This window comes from Dorea sp. D27 (assembly GCF_001185345.1).
Lineage (GTDB): Bacteria > Bacillota > Clostridia > Lachnospirales > Lachnospiraceae > Extibacter.
On record NZ_KQ236745.1, the window covers coordinates 265,386 to 284,174 of the forward strand.

The following is an 18,789-nucleotide window of genomic DNA, read 5'->3' on the forward strand; positions in this document are numbered from 1 at the left end:
AGTTCGGATAATATTGACAAAAAATAGCGTGGCTGTTAATATGAAATTGAAATACCGTATACGTGGTGATACGTATAGAATGAAAGAATGGCAGGAAAATTTGATGGGAAATAACAGGAACAAGGATATGCAAAGAACGGAATTGCTTGTACAGGTGGCAAGATTATATTATGAACATGATCTGAGCCAGAACGAAATCGCAAAAAAGATTAATCTGTCCAGGCCGTATATCTCCAAGCTGCTGCATGAGGCTAAACAGGCAGGGATTGTCAAAATCAACATCGAGGACCCTGTCATGTCTGAAAACTGGCTGGAACGGAAGCTGAGAGTATATTATGGACTGAATAAAGTGATTGTCGTTCCCAAGGTAGAGGATATAAATCCTTTGCAGCAAGTGGGAGAAGCAGCGGCTAGATATATGAACAGCATTTTGAAAAATGGAGATGTCATCGGTTTTTCCTGGGGAGAGACCATATACGAGTGTGCCAAAGCGTTGCCGAAACGGGATGACCTGAAAGATATGATAGCCGTCCAGATGTGCGGCGGGGTCAGCAATATCAAGAGAAACGTCTATGTATCCGAGATAACAAAAGCTTTTTCTGCCATGCTGAACAGTGCGGGATATGTGCTGCCTTTCCCGGCCATTGTCGATGATAAAAAGATAAAGGAAGCCATAGATAAGGAACATACGATGACAGACGTGCTGCGCTATGCACAGCGGGTGAATATCGCCATCGTTACGATGGGGAAGTTCGGGGAACAGTGTGCCCTTGCCCGTGCAGGCTACTTAAGGCCGGATGAGATCAGCAAGCTGAGACTGCGAGGTGCCGTCGGTGATATCTGTACACACGTGATTGACTCCAACGGCGATATATGCGACCCGGATCTGGATGTAAGGACGGTGGCGGTCCCCTATGAGCAGATCAAACGGATTGACACAAGGATTGGCGTCGCTGTCGGGGAGAGCAAGGTTGAAAGCATATTGGGCGCTCTCAAGGGAAATGTGGTAAATGTGTTCGTAACAAACGAAAACACGGTAGATGCAATCAGGGAGGCAAAGCCTGAAATATTTGAATAAAACATGAATATGAGAAGCAAAAGCCAGCGTGCGGTTTAGGATAATCGTACGCTGGCTTTTATTATACATAAAATGCACAAAAAATATTAAGCACGACAAAATGTTTTGTTGATGTTGACAATGAATTGTTTCTATGATAGTATTGGTTTACAAAAGTGTTTCATATATGAACAAATGATACTAAAGTTTACTTTTGACGAAATAATAGTATCAAACGCATGCGGAAAAACAAATGATTAGGAGGAAAGAAGAATGAAAGGAAAAATGAAAAAGTTGCTCAGCATTCTCGTTATGGCAGCGATGGTGATGGCACTGGCAGGGTGCGCCGGGGGCTCCAAAGGAGGAGACGGTAAAGACAGCGGCGCGGACAAAGAGACGAAGAAAAGCTTCAAGGTAGGCTACGCAAATAAAACTTTGAACAATCCTTACTTTGTTGCTCTGGACGCGGCATTGAAAGAAGATGTAGAGGCCCTTGGATGGGAATATGCCAGCTTGAATGCGGATGAAAATATTGACAAAGAGATGGAAAATATGGAGACGTTCGTAAGCCAGGGGTATGACCTGATTATTATCAATCCGATTGATTCCGAAGCATGTCTCCAGTCTATCTCAAATGCGGCTAACGCCGGAATTCCGGTCATCGCAGTTGATAATGCACCGGATTCTTCCGCAGAGTGTGTGACAATCGTATGTTCCGACAATGAGAGGAACGGAAGGGCTGTCGGCTTATATGTAGGCGAGTCATTTGGAGAGGAACCTATCATCTCTGTTCTGCTGTCAGGTGTCAAAGGGGCTGTCGTTTCACAGGAGAGACGTACCGGTCTGATATGCGGAATCATAGAGCAGAGAACGGGCTGTTCTGAAGATGATGCATGGAAGCAGGCCAGAGAGATGGAGCAGACCTTGATCGATACGGGCAAGGCATATCATGAGGAAGCAGATTTTGCAATCAACGGACAGGGATGGGGAAACTGGACGGCGGATGAAGGGCTTCCGGCCATGGAAGACCTGCTCGTCGCCAACAAGGACATCAACCTCGTTCTCGGTGAAAATGACAATATGCTCTTGGGCGCGATGACGGCTATTGAAAATGCAGGTATGTCCGGCATCAAGCTGGCCGCTGCGGCAGACGGGCAGAAGGAAGCGCTGAAGCTGATTGCCGACGGGACAGATTATCTTGCGACAGGTGATAACAGCCCGACGACCGTTTCTGCAATGACACTGGAAATTGCCGTAGATGTGCTGGAAAATGGCAAGACTGCCGATGATTATGAGGAAGTGACACGCACACCGCCGTTATGCTATACCGTCGACAATGCGGGCGAGTATTACAACGCAGACGCAGCATTTTAAATGGGATATTTGAAAATGAATGAGTTGAAAGAGGATATTTCTTTTGAAATATCCTCTTTACAAAAATAGCATAAAATGTATAAGGAGTTGAAGGGATGGCGGACAATTACAGGGTTGAAATGAAAAACATCGTTAAGAGATTTGGCGGGGTTCTGGCATTAAATGATGTGTCGCTTCAGATCGGGCCGGGGGAGGTACACGCGTTAGTAGGAGAAAACGGCGCTGGAAAATCAACTTTGATGAAAATTCTATCCGGAGCTTTTCAAAAAGATGATGGCGCTATATTCATAGATGGAGAAGAAGTAAAGATTTCTTCTCCAAAAGATGCAAAGCAATTAGGCGTGGCCACAATCTACCAGGAATTTATGCTCGCTCCTCATCTGACGGTTGCCGAAAATATATTCATCGACAGGCTGTCGTCAAAGAATAAATTTATCAACTGGAGAGAGCTGAATCAGAAGGCCACGGAGATTCTGGCAGAGCTGGGCTTTTCAGAAATCAGCGCAAAACAGAGGGTGGAGACGTTATCTGTGGCATACCAGCAGGTGGTGGAAATATGCAAGAATCTGACGAGGAATGCAAAGATACTCGTCCTGGACGAACCTACCGCGGTATTGACATTTACCGAGATTGAAAAGCTCTTTCTGCTGATTGACAAGCTGAAGAAAAGCGGGGTCAGCATCATCTATATCTCACATAGACTAGAAGAAATATTCCGCATCTGCGATACGATCACTGTTCTGAAAGACGGGACGTTCGTGAAGCAGGTAGACGCGAAAGACATTGACAAAGGGCGGCTTGTCAACCTGATGGTAGGCAGGGACATGTCCACCCTCTTTCCGGCCAGAAATGCGGATATCGGAGAAGTGGTATTAGAAGTCAGGAATCTGAACAGGGGCAAGATGGTGCGCGATGTATCCTTTTCCGTCCGTGCGGGGGAAGTGCTCGGCTTCAGCGGACTGGTAGGTGTGGGAAGGACGGAGACGATGCGGGTCATATTCGGCGCCGACAAGAGGGACTCCGGGGAAGTCCTGTTCCTTGGCAATAAGGTGAACTTCAAGTCCCCAAGGCAGGCTGTAAAATATGGGCTCGGGCTGCTGCCGGAAGACCGGAAACAGCAGGGCGTCCTGCTGCACCAGAGCATCCGCGTCAATACGACCATGTCTTCGCTGAAAAAGGTGACCCATCTGCTAGGCCTGATCAATATGAAAAAGGACAAGACGGTGACGACAGATGTCCTGCGCCAGCTTGCGACAAAGTATCATTCTATCGAAGATGCTACTGCCAGCCTGTCAGGCGGCAATCAGCAGAAAGTGGCGTTGGCAAAATGGCTCGTTGCGGACTGCAGATGTATTATATTAGATGAACCTACGAGAGGTGTCGATGTAGGTGCAAAAGTTGAAATATATAAAAATATCAACGATCTGGCAGAACAGGGTGTGGCTATCATTATGGTTTCCTCAGAGATGACAGAGATTATCGGCATGTGCGACAGGGCGGTGATCATGCGCCAGGGTACGATAGCAGGAGAACTTCAAAAGGATGAACTGGGCGAAGACAGACTAATAAGATATTCGATGGGAGTAAACGATCATGAAGAATAGTGGAAATAAAATCGGAAAAATATTAATCAATAATAATACATATATCATGCTGCTGCTATTACTTATTATATGTGCAGTCATATCACCTGATTTTTTTACGTTACAGAATATAACGAATCTGTTGAGACAATATTCCGGAACAACTATTGTGTGCATGGGGATGCTCTTTGTCATCCTGACAGGCGGCATTGACCTGTCGGTCGGCTCCATCGTTGCGCTTGGAAGTGTAATGGTAGCCTATGCGCTCACTACGAAAGGTCTGGGGATGTTTGGGGCGATTGCCCTTCCACTGCTTTGTGGACTGGCCTGCGGGTTGCTGACCGGATTCTTCGTGGCGATTACGAATATGGCCTCGTTCGTAGCGTCGCTTGCCATGATGACAATAGCCAGGGGCGTCGCGTATGTCATTTCTAACGGACAGCCGGTACAGACGCCGCAGAATACGATTGGCCGTCTTGGTGTCGCCAATTTTGCGGGAGCGGTGCCGTGGCTTGCCATCATCGCGTTACTTTTTGTCGTACTGTTCTGGATAGTATTGAAATACACTTCGTTCGGCCGGATCGTAATCGCAATCGGCAGCAACGAGATGGCAGTACGGCTGGCGGGTATCCGGACAAGGTGGTACAAGCTGGCGGTCTATGCGATATCGGGTGTCTGTTCCGGTATGGCAGGAATTATCGCATCCTCCAGAACCGCTATCGGGACCCCGATCATCGGACAGGGGCTGGAACTGGATGCCATTGCAGCCTGTGTTATCGGGGGCGCGAGCTTAAGCGGAGGGCGGGGCTCGGTCCTTAAGACGGTCGTCGGTGTGTTCGTGCTTGCCTTCATCAGCAATATCATGAACCTGCTGGCAGTGCCGGCCTACCCCCAGGATATCATCAAAGGGGCAATCATTATAGCATCAGTTCTGCTGCAGGAATTTACAGCAAACAAATCAGAAACCATTTGACAGGTAAATAAACAGCGGTTTGACGGAGGTGCCGATATGGCAAAAACAGTAAAGACAATGAAGGCGTTAGTGGTATACGAAAAAGGAAAATATGTGCTGGAGGAAAATTATCCTGTTCCTGAATTAAAACGCGGAGAGGTTCTCATAAAAATAGAGGCATGCGGTGTGTGTGCAAGCGATATCAAAAACTGGCATGGCGCAGAAGGATACTGGGGAGATGGTACTTCAGAACCGTGGGTGAAGACCCCATTCATACCAGGGCATGAATTTGTCGGTGAGGTAGTGGAAGTAAGCGAAGGATATGAAGGGGATGTAAATGTCGGGGACAGAGTAACGGGAGAACAGATTGTACCGTGCGGGGAGTGCATGTTCTGTCAGACGGGGAAATACTGGATGTGCGATAAAGCAGACATTTTCGGATTCCGGGAACATGTCAACGGAGCCATGGCCGAGTATATGGTACTGCCTGCAAAGACGAGAATCTACCAGATTCCAAAAGGCCTGGAACTTGAAAAGGCAGTGCTGATTGAGCCATACAGCTGTGCGAAGCACGCGGTCGACAGGGCAGACATATCCAATACGGATGTCGTCGTGCTGTCAGGTGTCGGGACGCTTGGGCTTGCGATGGTCAATTACGCCCGTCTGAGAAATCCAAAGACATTGGTGGCGGTAGACATGATGGATGACCGGCTTGAGATAGCAAAGCGGTTTGGGGCTGACATTGTGCTGAATCCGGCGAAATGTAATATAGAGGAGGAGATAAAGTCTCTGACGAAGGGCTATGGTTGCGACATCTATATAGAAGCGACGGGCCACCCTTCAAGTGTACAGCAAGGGCTGGATTCTATCAGAAAGCTCGGACGGTTTATCGAATTCAGCGTATTCGGGCAGAAGGTGTCGGTAGACTGGTCGGTCATAGGCGACGGCAAAGAGCTGGATATCCTGGGCTCTCATCTGGGCCCATACTGTTTCGACGTTGTGACAGACTGGATTGCGGACAATACGATTGATACGGATGGCGTCGTGACGCATACATTTGGCCTTGATCGGTGGCAGGACGCATTTGAACAGAACGCAAAAGGAGAAGGTTCGTTAAAAGTCATTATTAAGCCATGAAGAGAGGATGGGCAGGAAGATGAAAGCAAAAGAAATATCAAAGGAAAACTTTTCTGAATACGGACAGGTACATAACATGCTGGACAAAGAAGCGGCTGGCTTTGGGAATGGCTTGTTTATCTTTTACAGGGATTGCGTCAGATACTGCGCGGTGTCTCCAAACATGGGACTGTCCACGCTTTCGGTGGCCAGAGATGACAAGTTCCAGATACTGGCGATGGAGCATCACAATTATACTGCGGAAGTCATGATGCCTATGGATGATGATATGGTACTGTGCCTGGCGAGGGCCGGCTCGGAAGCAGAGCCATGCCAGGAGGATCTGGAGGCATTTATCGTTCCCCGGTATTCGATGGTTCATCTGAATCCGGGGGTATGGCATTCCATGCCGCTTCCGATGCATAAAACAGAAGTTAACGTATTGGTCGTGCTGCCAGAGAGAGCATATCACAATGATTTATCCTCTGTAGATATGTCTGAAAAAGAACTTTTCATTGAGGTGTAACAGGGGAAGGAGCGGAGTGGCAGTCTCTGCTCCTTCCATATTTATGACAGGAGGCATATATGGGGAATTTGTTTGCCGGTATCGACACAGGTACACAAGGCGTACGGATAGGAATTGCAGATGAAACGGGCAAGATCGTCACCATCCATGAGACGAAGTGGGAGACGGAGTACCCGCGTCCGGGGTGGGCGGAACAAGACCCGATGATGTGGTGGAAGAGTATAGAGGAGACATTCGGCAGATGCTGCGCTGACCTGACGGATGAACAGAAGCAGGCTATCGTGGCAGGTACGGTGTGTGCGACTTCATCGACAGCGGTACCTGTCGATGATAGAGGGGTTCCGATTACGAATGCTATGATGTGGATGGATGTCAGAAGCAGAGGGGTAGCGGAAGAAATCAACGCGACAAAGCACGATAGATTAAAGCATTGCGGGTATGAAGTGTCACCCGAGTGGCTCATACCAAAAGTTGTGTGGATCAAACGCTACGATAGAGAGGTCTATGACAGGAGCCATAAGATTATTGAACAGCTGGACTGGATCAATTTCAAACTGACCGGCTGCATGGCCGCGTCCATCTGCAATGCAACGTGTAAATGGAATTATGTATTGTCGGAAGGCGGGTTCAGCCAAGATTATTTTACAAAAATAGGGCTGGAAGACTACGAGGAAAAGCTGATAACGAAAGTCATAAAGATAGGGAAAGAAGTAGGTACCATATCAGAGGACTTTGCCAAAAAGTATGGTATCAATCCGAATATGAAGATTGTGCAGGGATGTATAGACGCGCATATGGCAATGTTCGGTACGAATGCAATCACTGCCAGCAAACTGGCTGTGACGATGGGGACAAGCTTTGTCCACCTGTGCCTCACCCCGGAACGAATTGATGTGAAAGGGATATGGGGGCCATATGACAGCGCAATCATAGACGGAAGCTGGCTGCTGGAGGGCGGGCAGATATCTGCTGCGGGCCTGGTGAACTGGTTCCGGAAGAACTTCCACATAGAAGGCAGCAAGGACAACGTGTATGCCAGGCTGATGGAGAGCGTGAAGGATACGGACATCGGAGCCGAGGGTGTCGTCGTACTGGATTTCTTCCAGGGGAACCGGACCCCTTATAAAGATTCGTTTGCCAAAGGCGTCATATATGGGCTCACCATGAAGCATACGTGGAAGCACATTTACCGGGCGGTGCTGGAGTCGGTTGCATTTGGTACGCGCAACATCGTAGAAAATTTTGAGGAGCAGGGATGCAGAATCGATAAGATCGTCGCCTGCGGCGGCGTGACAAAAGACAGGTCATGGCTGCAGATTATCGCAGATGTCACAGGCAGGCCAATCGTGGTGAACAGAGAAAGCCAGGCAGGAGTGCTCGGCTGCTGTGTCGTCGCCGCGGCACAGGGGAGGTACTATAAGACATTTGAAGAGGCGGCTGATGCCATGGTCACCACAAGCGAGGTGATAGAGCCGGATATGTCGGCAAATGAGAAGTACAAGACAGTGTTTGATACATATCTGAAGCTGTATGAGAACTTGAAAAAAATGATGAGAGATGAGGTGTGACGATGTCTGGAATGAAGGATACATTGTTGATGGCTATTGATTTGGGAACAAGCTTTATCAAGGTCGGCGTATACGATGCCGGGAGCAGTTGTGTAACAGTAGAGACGGAGCCGGTAAAAGACTACCGGCCGGCCCCCGGCATCTTTATCCAAAAGGGAGAAGAGCTGCTTGGGTCTGTCGTGGAGTGTATGAAGAAAGCTGCCGCGACGCTCGGTGACAGGAGCGGGAAGGTGGAAGCGATTGCATTTACCGGCCAGATGTCGGGGTTCATGGGCGTAGACAGAGACTGGAATGACATCACCACCTGGTCCTGCTCTCTGGACAGCAGATATATGCCGTATGCAGAGCGGCAGATGAAGGAGCTGAAAGACAAGTTCTTATGTATCGGCGGCACGAACTTCCCGCAGATGGCACCCAAGTACGAATGGTTCCGGACCGAATATCCGGAGGAAAGCAAGAAGATTGCCAAATATCTGATGATCAGCGGATATGTGATAGGGAAGCTCGGAGATATCCCGGCAGAAGAAGCGGTAATCGACCGGTCCTTTACACAGTGGACAGGCCTGGCAGATGTCCGGAATGACAGATGGTCCGATGAGATATGTGACGCGGTCGGTCTGGACCAGAAGTACCTGCCTGAGATAGTGAATTCAAACCATGTCTGTGCGCGCCTGAATAAGCAAATGGCGGCTCTGACCGGACTGAAGGCAGGAATTCCACTCGTGTCAGGGGCAGGTGACAAGGCGGCTGGATGCCTTGGTGCGGGAATCGTCGATTACGGGGACATGATATTTGAAGCCTCTTCCTATGGAGAGGTGAGCTGCTGCGTGGAGGAATACCGTCCGGATATGGAGGCAAGGCGGCTGGACGTCATCCCCTCTGCTATACCGGGGGACTTCTTTGCCACCCATTTTGTCGCCGGTTCGGGGATTACGCTGGACTGGTTCATGAATACCTTTGTAAAGCATGAGGGCATAACGACGAAAGAGATGTTCGCACAGATGGAGCAAATGATGTCCGGCATTAAGCCGGGCTGTGACGGCGTCATGGCAGTTGGTCTGCTAGGCGGCAGCTCTATGCCGCTCGACGGGGCGCTCAGGGGGATGTGGATGGGGTTTGACTGGAGCCATTCCCGGGAACATTTCTATAAAGCGCTGCTGGAAAGCTTTACCTATGATTTTTCACTTTCTGTGAGAAGTATCGAAAGGCTGTACCCGGAGTATGCCATGGACAGCGTCAAGATCATCGGGGGAGGCGCCAAATCTCCGGTATGGAGCCGGATGTGCGCGGATGTACAAGGCAAAACTTACGCTGCGCTCAACCGGGAGGATGTGGCGATGTGGGGAGCTGCGCTTCTTGCAGGAAACGCGGTCGGCATCTTCGGAGAGCTGAAGCAGGCGGCAAGAGAGCATGTCACAGTAGTCAAGAAATATGAACCCGATGCGAAGATGGGCAGAACATACAGGAAATATATGGATCTGTATGACAGATACACAGTTGAACTGCATGAGTTTTATAAACACCTGCAGGATATTGCACATGCGGCGGAACAGGAAGGTGGTGGATTAAGATGAAGGCTTATGTGATGGATGAAAGTAGAAATATGAAGGTGCAGGACATGCCGGAACCGATTGCGACGGAAAACAACGCGATTATACAGATCAAATATGCGTCTATCTGTGGAACGGATTTCCGGACATTTATGAAAGGAAATGAAAAGATTACTCCTCCCCGTATCCTGGGACATGAATCTGTGGGAGTGCTTACTCATGCGGGAGCATATGCAAAGGCGTATGGGCTCATGGAAGGAGACCGGGTGACGGTGGCGCCGGCTGTCGGCTGCGGGCAATGCTGGCCGTGCCAGACAGGACATACGAACATGTGTGACCATCTGGAAACGGTCGGTTTCCAATATGAAGGTGCATTTGCGGAGAAGATGGAAGTTCCGAAGCAGGCAATCAAGATGGGCAATGTAATCAAAGTGCCGGATAACGTCCCTGACATGTCGGCAGTATTGGCAGAGCCAACGGCATGTGCAAGGAACGCGCAGCAATATCTGAATATACAGCCGGAGGATACTGTCGTCATATACGGCTCCGGGTATATCGGATGCATCCATGCAGAGCTGGCAAGACTAGCAGGTGCCACGAAGATTATCATGGTGGAAATCGCCGAAGTGAGGGCGAAGATTGCAAAGAAAATGATACCGGGCATTATCATGATCAATCCGAAGGAACAGAATACGGTCAAAGAAGTAGAGCGGATAACCGGAGGACGTGGCGCCAATGTCGTTATCACTGCACTCTCGGTGCCGTCTGTCCATACGGAGGCGCAGGTGATTGCCTCCAAGATGGGGAGAATCAGCCTGTTCGGAGGACTGGCAGGTGACGGGAAAGGATATATCGACAGCAACCTGATCCACTATAAGGAGCTGTCCGTCCACGGTGTCCATGCGACGACTCCGGCAATGATGCGGCAGATTCTGGCATATGTGGAAGAAGGCAGGCTTGACCTGGAGAAATATGTCTCGGAAGTATGTAAGCTGGAAGACATCCAGAACGGGTTTGTCTCCATCAGAGACAATAATGCACTGAAAGTCCTCGTAAAACCATAAGTAACATATGTTACATAGCTAGTAGAATTTGTTATTGACATTTGGCGGAAGCGGTGATACTATCGAAATGAGGAACAAAATATACTAAGTAATGAACGAATGTTCATTAAGGAGGGATAAGATATGCCACAGAAAATGAGAGCGGTACGCCTGTTTGCGCCAAAAGACATTCGATGTGTGGAAGTGGATGTTCCGGAGATTGAAAAGGACACGCAGGTACTCATTAAAGTGAAGAGCTGCGGAGTGTGCGGTTCCGATATACCACGTGTGATGGTAAAGGGGACGTATCACTTCCCGACCACGATCGGACATGAATTTGCCGGACAGGTCGTGGAGTGCGGGACAAAGGCTCGGGCCGGCTTAAAGGCCGGCGACAGGGTATCGGTCATGCCGCTGCTTCCATGTGGGACGTGCCAGTATTGTAAGGTGGGTCAGTCACATTTGTGCGATACATATGATTATTACGGCTCCAGACGAGACGGCGCGATGGCAGAATATATCGTGGTCGAATCCGGGAACTGCCTGAAGCTTCCACAGAATGTCAGCTATGACATGGGGGCGATGACAGACCCGGTATCCGTAGGCCTTCACGCCGTGCGAAAGGTGAAGATGGAGGCCGGAAAAAGTGCCGCTGTATTTGGTCTTGGGGCTATCGGATATATCACCGTACAGTGGCTGAAAGAACTGGGGTGCACGAAGGTATTCGCCGTAGACGTGGCGGATGAAAAGCTGGAGCTGGCCAAGCGGCTCGGGGCTACATATGGAATAAACGGAAAAGATACAGACGCGGTGAAAGCAATCAAGGAGATGACCGGTGGTGAAGGCGTAGACATCGCGATTGAGTTTGCCGGCAGCAGGTTCACACATGTCCAGGCGGTCGCGTCGTGTAAAAAGAATGGCGAAGTCGTATATGGAGGCATTACGTATGATGACGTCACATATCCGAACAGCACGATAGCTGCCATATTGAGAGGAGAGCTTACGATACATGGAAGCTGGAATTCATCCATCAATCCGCTTCCGATCAATGAGTGGATGAGTGCCCTCGAATATATGAATCTCGGTAAGATAAATGTAGAACCACTGATAACACATAAGGTCCGCCTGGAAGACTGCAAGGAAGTGTTTGATATGATGTACAACCGGACGGAAGTCTTTACAAAAGTGCTGTTTGCACCTGAAATGCAGTGACATAAACTGAAGAGAGGAAGACAAGGTGGAGAGAAGAGAGATTGCACAACTGGTCCGTACGCATATGGAACGGAGGCTGGAGCCGGAAGGGAAGAAAGAATATATTGTCGCGGCAAACTGGAAGATGAATATGAGTGCAAAAGAGATAAAAGCGTTTCTGAAAGAGATATGCGATACGGATGTGCCGGAATATCTGCACATAATCATATTTCCCCCGTTTCCTTACTTGCCGTACGCTCAGGAGATGCTCCGGTATGAGGCGGTAGCCTATGGAGCTCAGGATGTTGCGGAACAGGACAAGGGCGCATATACGGGAGAGATAAGCGCCGCGATGCTGGCCGACTGCGGCTGCTCTTACACCCTGGCGGGACATTCGGAGCGAAGAGCATATTATGGAGAGACTTCAGACGTTGTGGCAAGGAAGGCGTCTAAGGCGCTGGAGTACGAGATTGTTCCGGTCATCTGCATCGGCGAGACGTTAGAAGAGCGCAGAAGCGGCGCTTATAAAGAAGTATTGAAGGGGCAGATAGAAGAGGCTGCGAAAGTATGCAAAGAGAGGCTCGCGCAGTGCATCATCGCATACGAGCCGGTCTGGGCCATCGGAACGGGCGTCATCCCGACGATAAAAGAGATTGGGGAAACCCACCGGTATATTCATGACGTCCTCGCATCCGAATGCAATAATGCCGGAGGCAGGTTCCAGATCTTGTACGGCGGAAGCGTCAATGAAAGTAATGTGAAGGAGATTGCCTCTGTTCCCTTTGTAGATGGCTTTCTGGCAGGCGGGGCGAGCCTGAAGGCGGAGAGCTTTAAAAATATAATCAAACGGTTGAGTCTGGACGGTTGCCTATGAAGATCAGCAAGGAAGAAATCAGTTCCGTCATACGCCGGGTGCTCATGTATTATGTGAAGAAAAAAGATATAGCAGAAGATTCGGACAAGATATTGTTCATGATTCCAGGTTATCCAATCGCGCCGGAGGAACTGATTGCAGAGTATGAGTTATATGATGAATTAAAAAACGTGGTATTTTTTCTGGAGGAAGAATGCCCTGTGTTATGCACATCCGGTACGGCAGGAGTTCTGTATAAGGGCAGGAAGGAAGATGTAAAAAAGGTGTTCGGAGCAACAGGGAGATATAAGAGACTGGAGATATACGCCCCTTCTATCGACTTCCTGAGGAACTTAAGGGAAGGAAGGGAGGAAGATATATTTGTAAGGGCTGCCCTCTGCTTCCTGATGACGAACAAGACTGTGAAAGTACGTCTTCCGTATGATCCCGGAGAGCTGCCGGATGGCAAGTTTGCAAAACGGATCAGAGATCTGGCGGCAGATCTCTGGGATATGGGAGTCTCCTTTGCGGGGCTTGTGCCGGGATTTGAAGTCCCTGGGGCAGAAGCGTCAGAGACGGACAGCCTTATCACAGAAGAGCTGGTCGAAATGTATTATGAGAGAGGATACCGGGAATTAACCGTCAAAGAAGGCGCCGTCGTGACACCGCTCGCGCTTGAGAGGGCAAAAGAACGGAACGTACATATTACAACAACATAGAAAACCCACAATACAAAAAGAACGGAGGTCAGAGGCATGGAAATATCAACCTCGCAGATATCCCGGTACATCCTGGATCTGCAAAATGAATTAAAGGGAGATTCTCCTTCGCCGGCACATATGTCGGCAGGAGAGCATGGCATATTCCAAGATGCAGAATGTGCAATCATGGCGGCGTCTCAAGCGCAGAAAAGGCTGATGGAATATTCCCTTAAGGAGAGAGAAACGTTCATTGAAGCCATGCGTGCCGCTGCAAGAGAGAACGCGCGGAAGCTGGCGGAAACCGCACATGATGAGACAGGATATGGGCATGTGGAGGACAAGGTGGCCAAGAATGTTCTGGCGGCAGATAAGACGCCGGGGATAGAAGATCTCAACACGATGGCCGTAAGCGGCGACGCCGGACTGATGCTGACGGAGATGGCCCCATATGGGGTGATTGGCGCAATCACGCCGTCAACGAATCCTACGGCAACCGTAATCAATAACGGAATCGGCATGATTGCGGGGGGCAATGCTGTCGTATTTAATCCGCATCCTGGAGCGAAAAAGGCGTCCCTTCTGACAATAAAGCTAATGAACGAGGCAATCGTAGGCGCAGGCGGGCCGGATAACCTCTTGTGCGCTCCAGAAGAACCGACTCTGGACACAAGTTCCGTCATCATGTCCCATCCGCTCGTCAAACTTCTCGTAGTGACGGGAGGAGAAGCGGTCGTTCGGACCGCGATGAAGACAGGGAAGAAATGCATAGCGGCAGGTCCCGGAAACCCGCCTGTCGTCGTAGACGGTACGGCCGATATCAAGAGGGCGGCAGCGGATATCGTCAAGGGCGCCCACTATGAAAACTGTATCCTGTGTATTGCAGAGAAGGAAATACTGGTGGAATCGTGCGTGGCAGATGAACTGATTCGGGAGATGGTTAAGGAAGGCGCCTATCTGGCCGATGAAAAGGAGCTGTCCGCTATCGTCGGGAAAGTAATGATTACGGCAAAAGACGGGTCATACGCACCGAATAAGAAATATGTAGGAAGAGATGCCACGTACATACTGAAAGAGGCAGGAATCTGCGTGGACAGGGAAGCGAAGATCATTATCGCAGAAGTGCCCTTCGGGCATCCCCTCGTCATGACGGAAATGCTCATGCCGGTCATTCCTGTGACAAGAGTTGCGACCGTGGAGGAGGCGATAGAAAAGGCAGTGATTGCCGAGAACGGATGCCACCATACGGCCATGATGCATTCGGAGAATGTAAGTAATCTCACGAAGATGGCGCGCGCAGCCGATACGACAATCTTCGTGAAAAATGCTCCGTCCTACGCAGGACTTGGGATAGACGGGGAAGGCTATACAACGCTTACCATTGCGACGCCGACAGGCGAGGGGCTGACCTCTGCCAGAAATTTCACAAGATCCAGACGATGTACGCTTCACGGCTCCTTCCGCATCGTGTAGAGAGGTGGCCTATGAAAGAACAGTTGTTAGATAAGATCAGGAAGGCTGGAGTGGTGGGGGCCGGAGGGGCAGGCTTTCCCGCACATGTGAAGCTGAACTGCAGCCCGGATACCGTCATAGCCAATTGTGCCGAATGCGAACCAATCATCAAATCAGACAAGTATCTGATGGAAGAATATGCAGATGAGATTGTGAGCGGACTGGAGAGCGTTCTCTTTATCACAGGAGCTTCCAGAGCCGTGATTGCAGTAAAGCAGAAGAATCAAACGGCAGTTGAAAAGTTAAAACGGGCCATGCAAGGCAAGAAAAAGATAGCGCTGCATCTGCTGGACAACTACTATCCGGCGGGTGATGAGCAGCAGATCATCTATGAAGTTACAGGAAGAGTCATCCCCGTCGGCGATATCCCGATAAAAGCAGGCTGCGTGGTGCTCAATGCACAGACCTTGTACCATATCTCGCAGGCGGTAGAAAAACAGCCGGTGACAGGCAGGATGGTGACGGTAGGAGGAGAAGTGCAGTCTCCGATGACAGCGATGGTGCCGATCGGTACACCAATCTCATATCTTCTGAAGCTGGCGGGAGGAACGACTGTGGATGATTACGCCATGATTCTGGGCGGGCCTCTCATGGGGCGGGTGTCCAGTCATCCTGAACAGGAAGTGGTGACGAAGACGACGAACGGTATCATTATCCTACCGTCAGAGCATGTGCTCGTGCAGAAGAAGACAGACGACTTTGACCATCAGTTAATGATAGCGAAAGCAGCCTGCTGCCAGTGCAATTATTGCACGCTTATCTGCCCAAGGAGCAATCTGGGCCTTGGAGTCCAGCCGCACAAGATCATGCAGGCGCTGACACTTCACAACGCAGGACCGCTGGCAGACGGGCAGGCGGCCCTTGGCTGCTGCAACTGCGGCCTGTGCACTTATGTAGGCTGCAATATGGGCTTATCGCCCGGCCGGTTCGTAACGGCGGTGAGGCAGGAGCTACTGGCGAAAAAGGTAAAGAGCAGCCAAAAGCCAGGGATGGTCAACGTCTTCCGGAATGAGTCGAAAGTTCCTTCCAAAAGGCTGATTCAGCGGATGGGATTGACTCCGTACGATGTAGATATCCGCTATGCAGACGCCCTGGAGACGCCTGGAACGGTGAGAATCCTTCTGAAGCAGCATATCGGGGCGCCATGCGTGCCTGCGGTGGAAGAAGGAGGCATGGTGGAAGCCGGACAGTGTATCGGCAGCATGGCAGACGGTTCCTTAGGTGCAGACATCCATGCATCCGTAAAGGGAACAGTGACGGCGGTAAATGCAGAGTACATAGAGATCAGCAGGATATAGGAGTGTAAACATGGGATTGTCAATTGGAACAGTAGAATTAAACAGTATTGCATCAGGAGTGGCTGCCGGGGACGAGATGTTAAAAGCAGCAGATGTGAAGCTTGTCATGGCCCAGCCTGTCTGTCCGGGAAAGTATGTGCTGCTCGTGGCAGGAGACACTTCAAGTGTCGAAACGGCGGTAGAGGCAGGAAAAAGGGCAGGCCGGGACAAAGTAGTAGACTCCGTCATAATCGCCAGTATCGATTCCGACGTGATACCTGCAATTATGAGGACTACGGCGCCAGAGCAGAAAGAAGCGGTGGGGGTGATTGAGACCTTCTCCCTTGCAAGCGCCATACTCGCGGCTGACTATGCGGTCAAAAGCGCGGCAATCGACCTGATTGAAGTACGGCTTGGCAGAGGGCTCGGAGGCAAAGCTTTCGTCATAGTGACCGGCAGCGTCAGCGATGTGACAACCGCTGCAGAGACAGCCCGGAGACAGCTGCGTACAGAAGGGATGCTATTAAATATCGAAGTGATTCCATCCCTGCACGAAGACATGTATCAGTCACTTCTGTAATTAGGTAACTATTAAATGACATATAAAGAATAATATGAGGTGAGACATATGGAAAAAGAAGCATTGGGAATGGTAGAGACAAAAGGACTTGTAGGATCGATTGAAGCGGCGGACGCGATGGTAAAAGCGGCAAATGTACATCTGATCGGTAAAGAAAAGATAGGTTCCGGCCTTGTGACCGTCATGGTGCGTGGAGATGTAGGCGCCGTGAAGGCATCTGTGGAAGCCGGCGCATCCGCGGCAAAGCGCGTCGGAGAGCTCGTATCGGTACATGTGATTCCGAGGCCCCACGCGGATGTGGAGGGAATCCTTCCCCAGTAATCGAAAGCGCCGGCTTACACCGGCGCTTGAAAAGTATAGCATAATATGTATTTGGAGGTAACGAAATGGGAAATGAAGCATTGGGAATGGTGGAGACAAAAGGACTGATAGGGGCAATCGAAGCGGCTGATTCTATGGTAAAGGCAGCGAATGTACATCTGATTGGAAAAGAGACGATAGGTTCCGGTCTTGTGACGGTCATGGTACGCGGAGATGTAGGCGCGGTAAAAGCATCTGTAGAGGCCGGGGCATCTGCCGCAAAACGGGTGGGCGAGCTCGTATCCGTACACGTCATTGCAAGTCCGCATGCCGACGTGGAAGGCGTCCTTCCCAAGCCAGAAGATAAGAAAGAGAAAGAAGCTGTAAAAAAAATAGAGAAGCGAGAGGTGTAAGCACATATGGATATTGAGAAATTAATAGCTGAAATTACAGACCAGGTCTATAACAAAGTCACTTCCGATGTAAATGCCGGTGCCGGACAGGGACAAGAAGGATCTGACCTTGCAAAGTATATAGATCATACACTTTTGAAGGCAGACGCGACGAAGGCGCAGGTTATCAAGTTATGCGAAGAGGCAAAAGAATATAAATTTGCATCCGTCTGTGTAAATTCGTCGTACGTCCCTCTTGTGGCAGAGCAATTGTCCGCTTCAGGGGTAAAAACATGCTGCGTCATCGGATTCCCTCTGGGAGCCGCCAGCACAGAGGCGAAAGTGCAGGAGACAATCGACAGCATCAAGAAAGGCGCAGATGAGGTAGACATGGTTATCAATATCGGCGCCGTCAAATCGAAGGACTGGACATTAGTCAAGAATGATATCGAGAATGTGGCCCTTGCAGCGCGCGGCAAAGCGCTGGTGAAGGTAATCATCGAAGCCTGCCTGCTGACAGATGAAGAAAAGGTGAAAGTCTGTGCCATCGCGAAAATGGCAGGTGCGGACTTTGTAAAGACATCCACGGGATTCTCAACGGGAGGAGCTACGGTTTCCGATGTAAAGCTCATGCGTCAGACGGTAGGTGAAGATATGGGCGTAAAGGCATCCGGCGGAGTGAAAGACTATAAGACTGCAAAGGCGATGATAGAAGCGGGGGCGACCCGTATCGGGACGAGCAATGGCATCTCCATCGTCGAGGGAACGGGAAAGGGGAAGGATGAAACGGGACATGCCTGTGTCGGCTGCGGAAACTGTACGAAAAAGTGTCCGTCAGGCAGAGTGGATATCGTAGTGACAGATAAGTACTAGAACAGTTTGAAAGAAGGTGTTGCCTTGTATGCGGCAAAAATAGTTGGAAGCGCAGTGTGCACGTGTAAGGAGCAGAGGCTTATTGGCCTGAAGCTGCTGGTCGTGCAGCCGATCAGCCTGCTGACGCTCCATGAGGAAGGAAGGCCCGTTGTAGCCGTCGATGCGGTAGGGGCGGGCGAGTCGGAAGTTGTTCTCGTCGTATCTGGAAGCTCTGCCAGGCAGACGGAAGTAACGACAAATATGCCGGTGGATGCTACGATTATGGCTGTGGTGGATCATATAGATGTCAATGGAAAGAAGATATTTGAAAAATATGAGAGCAATGATAGGGGCCGGGAATAAGA

At 50.0% G+C, this 18,789-nt stretch carries 18 protein-coding genes and 1 pseudogene; all 19 read left to right on the plus strand.

Going from position 1 to position 18,789, the window contains the following annotated elements; translation table 11 throughout:
* Positions 1-103: 103 nt before the first annotated feature.
* The 19 genes and pseudogenes from HMPREF0980_RS12470 (at position 104) to HMPREF0980_RS12560 (ending at position 18,787) form a co-directional block, all read left to right on the plus strand.
* Positions 104-1,078: a sugar-binding transcriptional regulator gene (locus HMPREF0980_RS12470; RefSeq protein ID WP_049729423.1), complete on the plus strand. Its 975-nt coding sequence runs from the start codon at positions 104-106 to the stop codon at positions 1,076-1,078.
* Positions 1,079-1,330: 252 nt separating this feature from the next.
* Positions 1,331-2,431, plus strand: coding sequence for a substrate-binding domain-containing protein (locus HMPREF0980_RS12475; protein WP_049729424.1), 1,101 nt, complete (start codon positions 1,331-1,333; stop codon positions 2,429-2,431).
* Positions 2,432-2,526: 95 nt separating this feature from the next.
* Positions 2,527-4,035 (plus strand): sugar ABC transporter ATP-binding protein, encoded by a 1,509-nt coding sequence (locus HMPREF0980_RS12480; RefSeq protein WP_049729425.1) that lies wholly within the window; start codon positions 2,527-2,529, stop codon positions 4,033-4,035.
* On the plus strand, positions 4,025-4,987 hold the full coding sequence (locus HMPREF0980_RS12485) for an ABC transporter permease (protein ID WP_049729426.1): 963 nt from the start codon (positions 4,025-4,027) through the stop codon (positions 4,985-4,987). Before HMPREF0980_RS12480 ends, HMPREF0980_RS12485 begins: the two co-directional genes overlap by 11 nt.
* A 36-nt stretch (positions 4,988-5,023) precedes the next feature.
* Complete coding sequence (locus HMPREF0980_RS12490) at positions 5,024-6,103, plus strand: alcohol dehydrogenase catalytic domain-containing protein (RefSeq protein ID WP_049729427.1); 1,080 nt, start codon at positions 5,024-5,026, stop codon at positions 6,101-6,103.
* A 19-nt stretch (positions 6,104-6,122) separates the two neighbouring features.
* A complete protein-coding gene (locus HMPREF0980_RS12495) occupies positions 6,123-6,608 on the plus strand; it encodes an ureidoglycolate lyase (RefSeq protein WP_049729428.1) in 486 nt (161 codons plus the stop codon).
* A 59-nt stretch (positions 6,609-6,667) separates the two neighbouring features.
* Positions 6,668-8,176 (plus strand): FGGY-family carbohydrate kinase, encoded by a 1,509-nt coding sequence (locus HMPREF0980_RS12500; RefSeq protein ID WP_049729429.1) that lies wholly within the window; start codon positions 6,668-6,670, stop codon positions 8,174-8,176.
* A 2-nt stretch (positions 8,177-8,178) separates the two neighbouring features.
* Entirely contained in the window at positions 8,179-9,750 is a 1,572-nt protein-coding gene (locus HMPREF0980_RS12505; RefSeq protein WP_049729430.1) for a xylulokinase, read from the plus strand.
* Positions 9,747-10,790, plus strand: a complete 1,044-nt coding sequence (locus HMPREF0980_RS12510; RefSeq protein WP_049729431.1) for an alcohol dehydrogenase catalytic domain-containing protein — start codon at positions 9,747-9,749, stop codon at positions 10,788-10,790. The genes HMPREF0980_RS12505 and HMPREF0980_RS12510 overlap by 4 nt, the downstream gene beginning before the upstream one ends.
* Positions 10,791-10,913: 123 nt before the next feature.
* The gene (locus tag HMPREF0980_RS12515) at positions 10,914-11,981 is read left to right on the plus strand and encodes a galactitol-1-phosphate 5-dehydrogenase (RefSeq protein WP_049729432.1); all 1,068 of its coding nucleotides are present in this window, start codon (positions 10,914-10,916) and stop codon (positions 11,979-11,981) included.
* Between the two features lie 25 nt (positions 11,982-12,006).
* On the plus strand, positions 12,007-12,834 hold the full coding sequence (gene tpiA, locus HMPREF0980_RS12520; protein ID WP_049729433.1) for a triose-phosphate isomerase: 828 nt from the start codon (positions 12,007-12,009) through the stop codon (positions 12,832-12,834).
* Complete coding sequence (locus HMPREF0980_RS12525) at positions 12,831-13,532, plus strand: hypothetical protein (RefSeq protein ID WP_049729434.1); 702 nt, start codon at positions 12,831-12,833, stop codon at positions 13,530-13,532. Before tpiA ends, HMPREF0980_RS12525 begins: the two co-directional genes overlap by 4 nt.
* Before the next feature lie 36 nt (positions 13,533-13,568).
* Positions 13,569-14,984, plus strand: coding sequence for an aldehyde dehydrogenase family protein (locus HMPREF0980_RS12530; protein WP_049729435.1), 1,416 nt, complete (start codon positions 13,569-13,571; stop codon positions 14,982-14,984).
* Positions 14,985-14,995: 11 nt separating this feature from the next.
* Entirely contained in the window at positions 14,996-16,321 is a 1,326-nt protein-coding gene (locus HMPREF0980_RS12535; RefSeq protein WP_049729436.1) for a 4Fe-4S dicluster domain-containing protein, read from the plus strand.
* A 10-nt stretch (positions 16,322-16,331) separates the two neighbouring features.
* Positions 16,332-16,880 (plus strand): BMC domain-containing protein, encoded by a 549-nt coding sequence (locus HMPREF0980_RS12540; RefSeq protein WP_049729437.1) that lies wholly within the window; start codon positions 16,332-16,334, stop codon positions 16,878-16,880.
* 48 nt (positions 16,881-16,928) lie between these two features.
* Positions 16,929-17,201, plus strand: a complete 273-nt coding sequence (locus HMPREF0980_RS12545; RefSeq protein WP_049729438.1) for a BMC domain-containing protein — start codon at positions 16,929-16,931, stop codon at positions 17,199-17,201.
* 65 nt (positions 17,202-17,266) lie between these two features.
* Positions 17,267-17,593 carry a BMC domain-containing protein gene (locus HMPREF0980_RS12550; RefSeq protein WP_049729439.1) on the plus strand — a complete coding sequence of 109 codons (327 nt, stop codon included), beginning with the start codon at positions 17,267-17,269 and terminating at the stop codon, positions 17,591-17,593.
* Positions 17,594-17,713: 120 nt separating this feature from the next.
* A pseudogene (gene deoC / locus HMPREF0980_RS12555) lies at positions 17,714-18,331 on the plus strand (deoxyribose-phosphate aldolase); the annotation flags it as partial.
* A gap of 138 nt (positions 18,332-18,469) precedes the next feature.
* Entirely contained in the window at positions 18,470-18,787 is a 318-nt protein-coding gene (locus HMPREF0980_RS12560) for a EutN/CcmL family microcompartment protein (protein ID WP_049729440.1), read from the plus strand.
* Positions 18,788-18,789 lie beyond the last annotated feature (2 nt).

Bases quoted from the DNA above. Each gene is read 5' to 3' on its own strand.
- HMPREF0980_RS12470 (WP_049729423.1), top strand. From the start codon at position 104: ATGGGAAATAACAGGAACAAGGATATGCAAAGAACGGAATTGCTTGTA.
- HMPREF0980_RS12475 (WP_049729424.1), top strand. From the start codon at position 1,331: ATGAAAGGAAAAATGAAAAAGTTGCTCAGCATTCTCGTTATGGCAGCG.
- HMPREF0980_RS12480 (WP_049729425.1), top strand. From the start codon at position 2,527: ATGGCGGACAATTACAGGGTTGAAATGAAAAACATCGTTAAGAGATTT.
- HMPREF0980_RS12485 (WP_049729426.1), top strand. From the start codon at position 4,025: ATGAAGAATAGTGGAAATAAAATCGGAAAAATATTAATCAATAATAAT.
- HMPREF0980_RS12490 (WP_049729427.1), top strand. From the start codon at position 5,024: ATGGCAAAAACAGTAAAGACAATGAAGGCGTTAGTGGTATACGAAAAA.
- HMPREF0980_RS12495 (WP_049729428.1), top strand. From the start codon at position 6,123: ATGAAAGCAAAAGAAATATCAAAGGAAAACTTTTCTGAATACGGACAG.
- HMPREF0980_RS12500 (WP_049729429.1), top strand. From the start codon at position 6,668: ATGGGGAATTTGTTTGCCGGTATCGACACAGGTACACAAGGCGTACGG.
- HMPREF0980_RS12505 (WP_049729430.1), top strand. From the start codon at position 8,179: ATGTCTGGAATGAAGGATACATTGTTGATGGCTATTGATTTGGGAACA.
- HMPREF0980_RS12510 (WP_049729431.1), top strand. From the start codon at position 9,747: ATGAAGGCTTATGTGATGGATGAAAGTAGAAATATGAAGGTGCAGGAC.
- HMPREF0980_RS12515 (WP_049729432.1), top strand. From the start codon at position 10,914: ATGCCACAGAAAATGAGAGCGGTACGCCTGTTTGCGCCAAAAGACATT.
- HMPREF0980_RS12525 (WP_049729434.1), top strand. From the start codon at position 12,831: ATGAAGATCAGCAAGGAAGAAATCAGTTCCGTCATACGCCGGGTGCTC.
- HMPREF0980_RS12530 (WP_049729435.1), top strand. From the start codon at position 13,569: ATGGAAATATCAACCTCGCAGATATCCCGGTACATCCTGGATCTGCAA.
- HMPREF0980_RS12535 (WP_049729436.1), top strand. From the start codon at position 14,996: ATGAAAGAACAGTTGTTAGATAAGATCAGGAAGGCTGGAGTGGTGGGG.
- HMPREF0980_RS12540 (WP_049729437.1), top strand. From the start codon at position 16,332: ATGGGATTGTCAATTGGAACAGTAGAATTAAACAGTATTGCATCAGGA.
- HMPREF0980_RS12545 (WP_049729438.1), top strand. From the start codon at position 16,929: ATGGAAAAAGAAGCATTGGGAATGGTAGAGACAAAAGGACTTGTAGGA.
- HMPREF0980_RS12550 (WP_049729439.1), top strand. From the start codon at position 17,267: ATGGGAAATGAAGCATTGGGAATGGTGGAGACAAAAGGACTGATAGGG.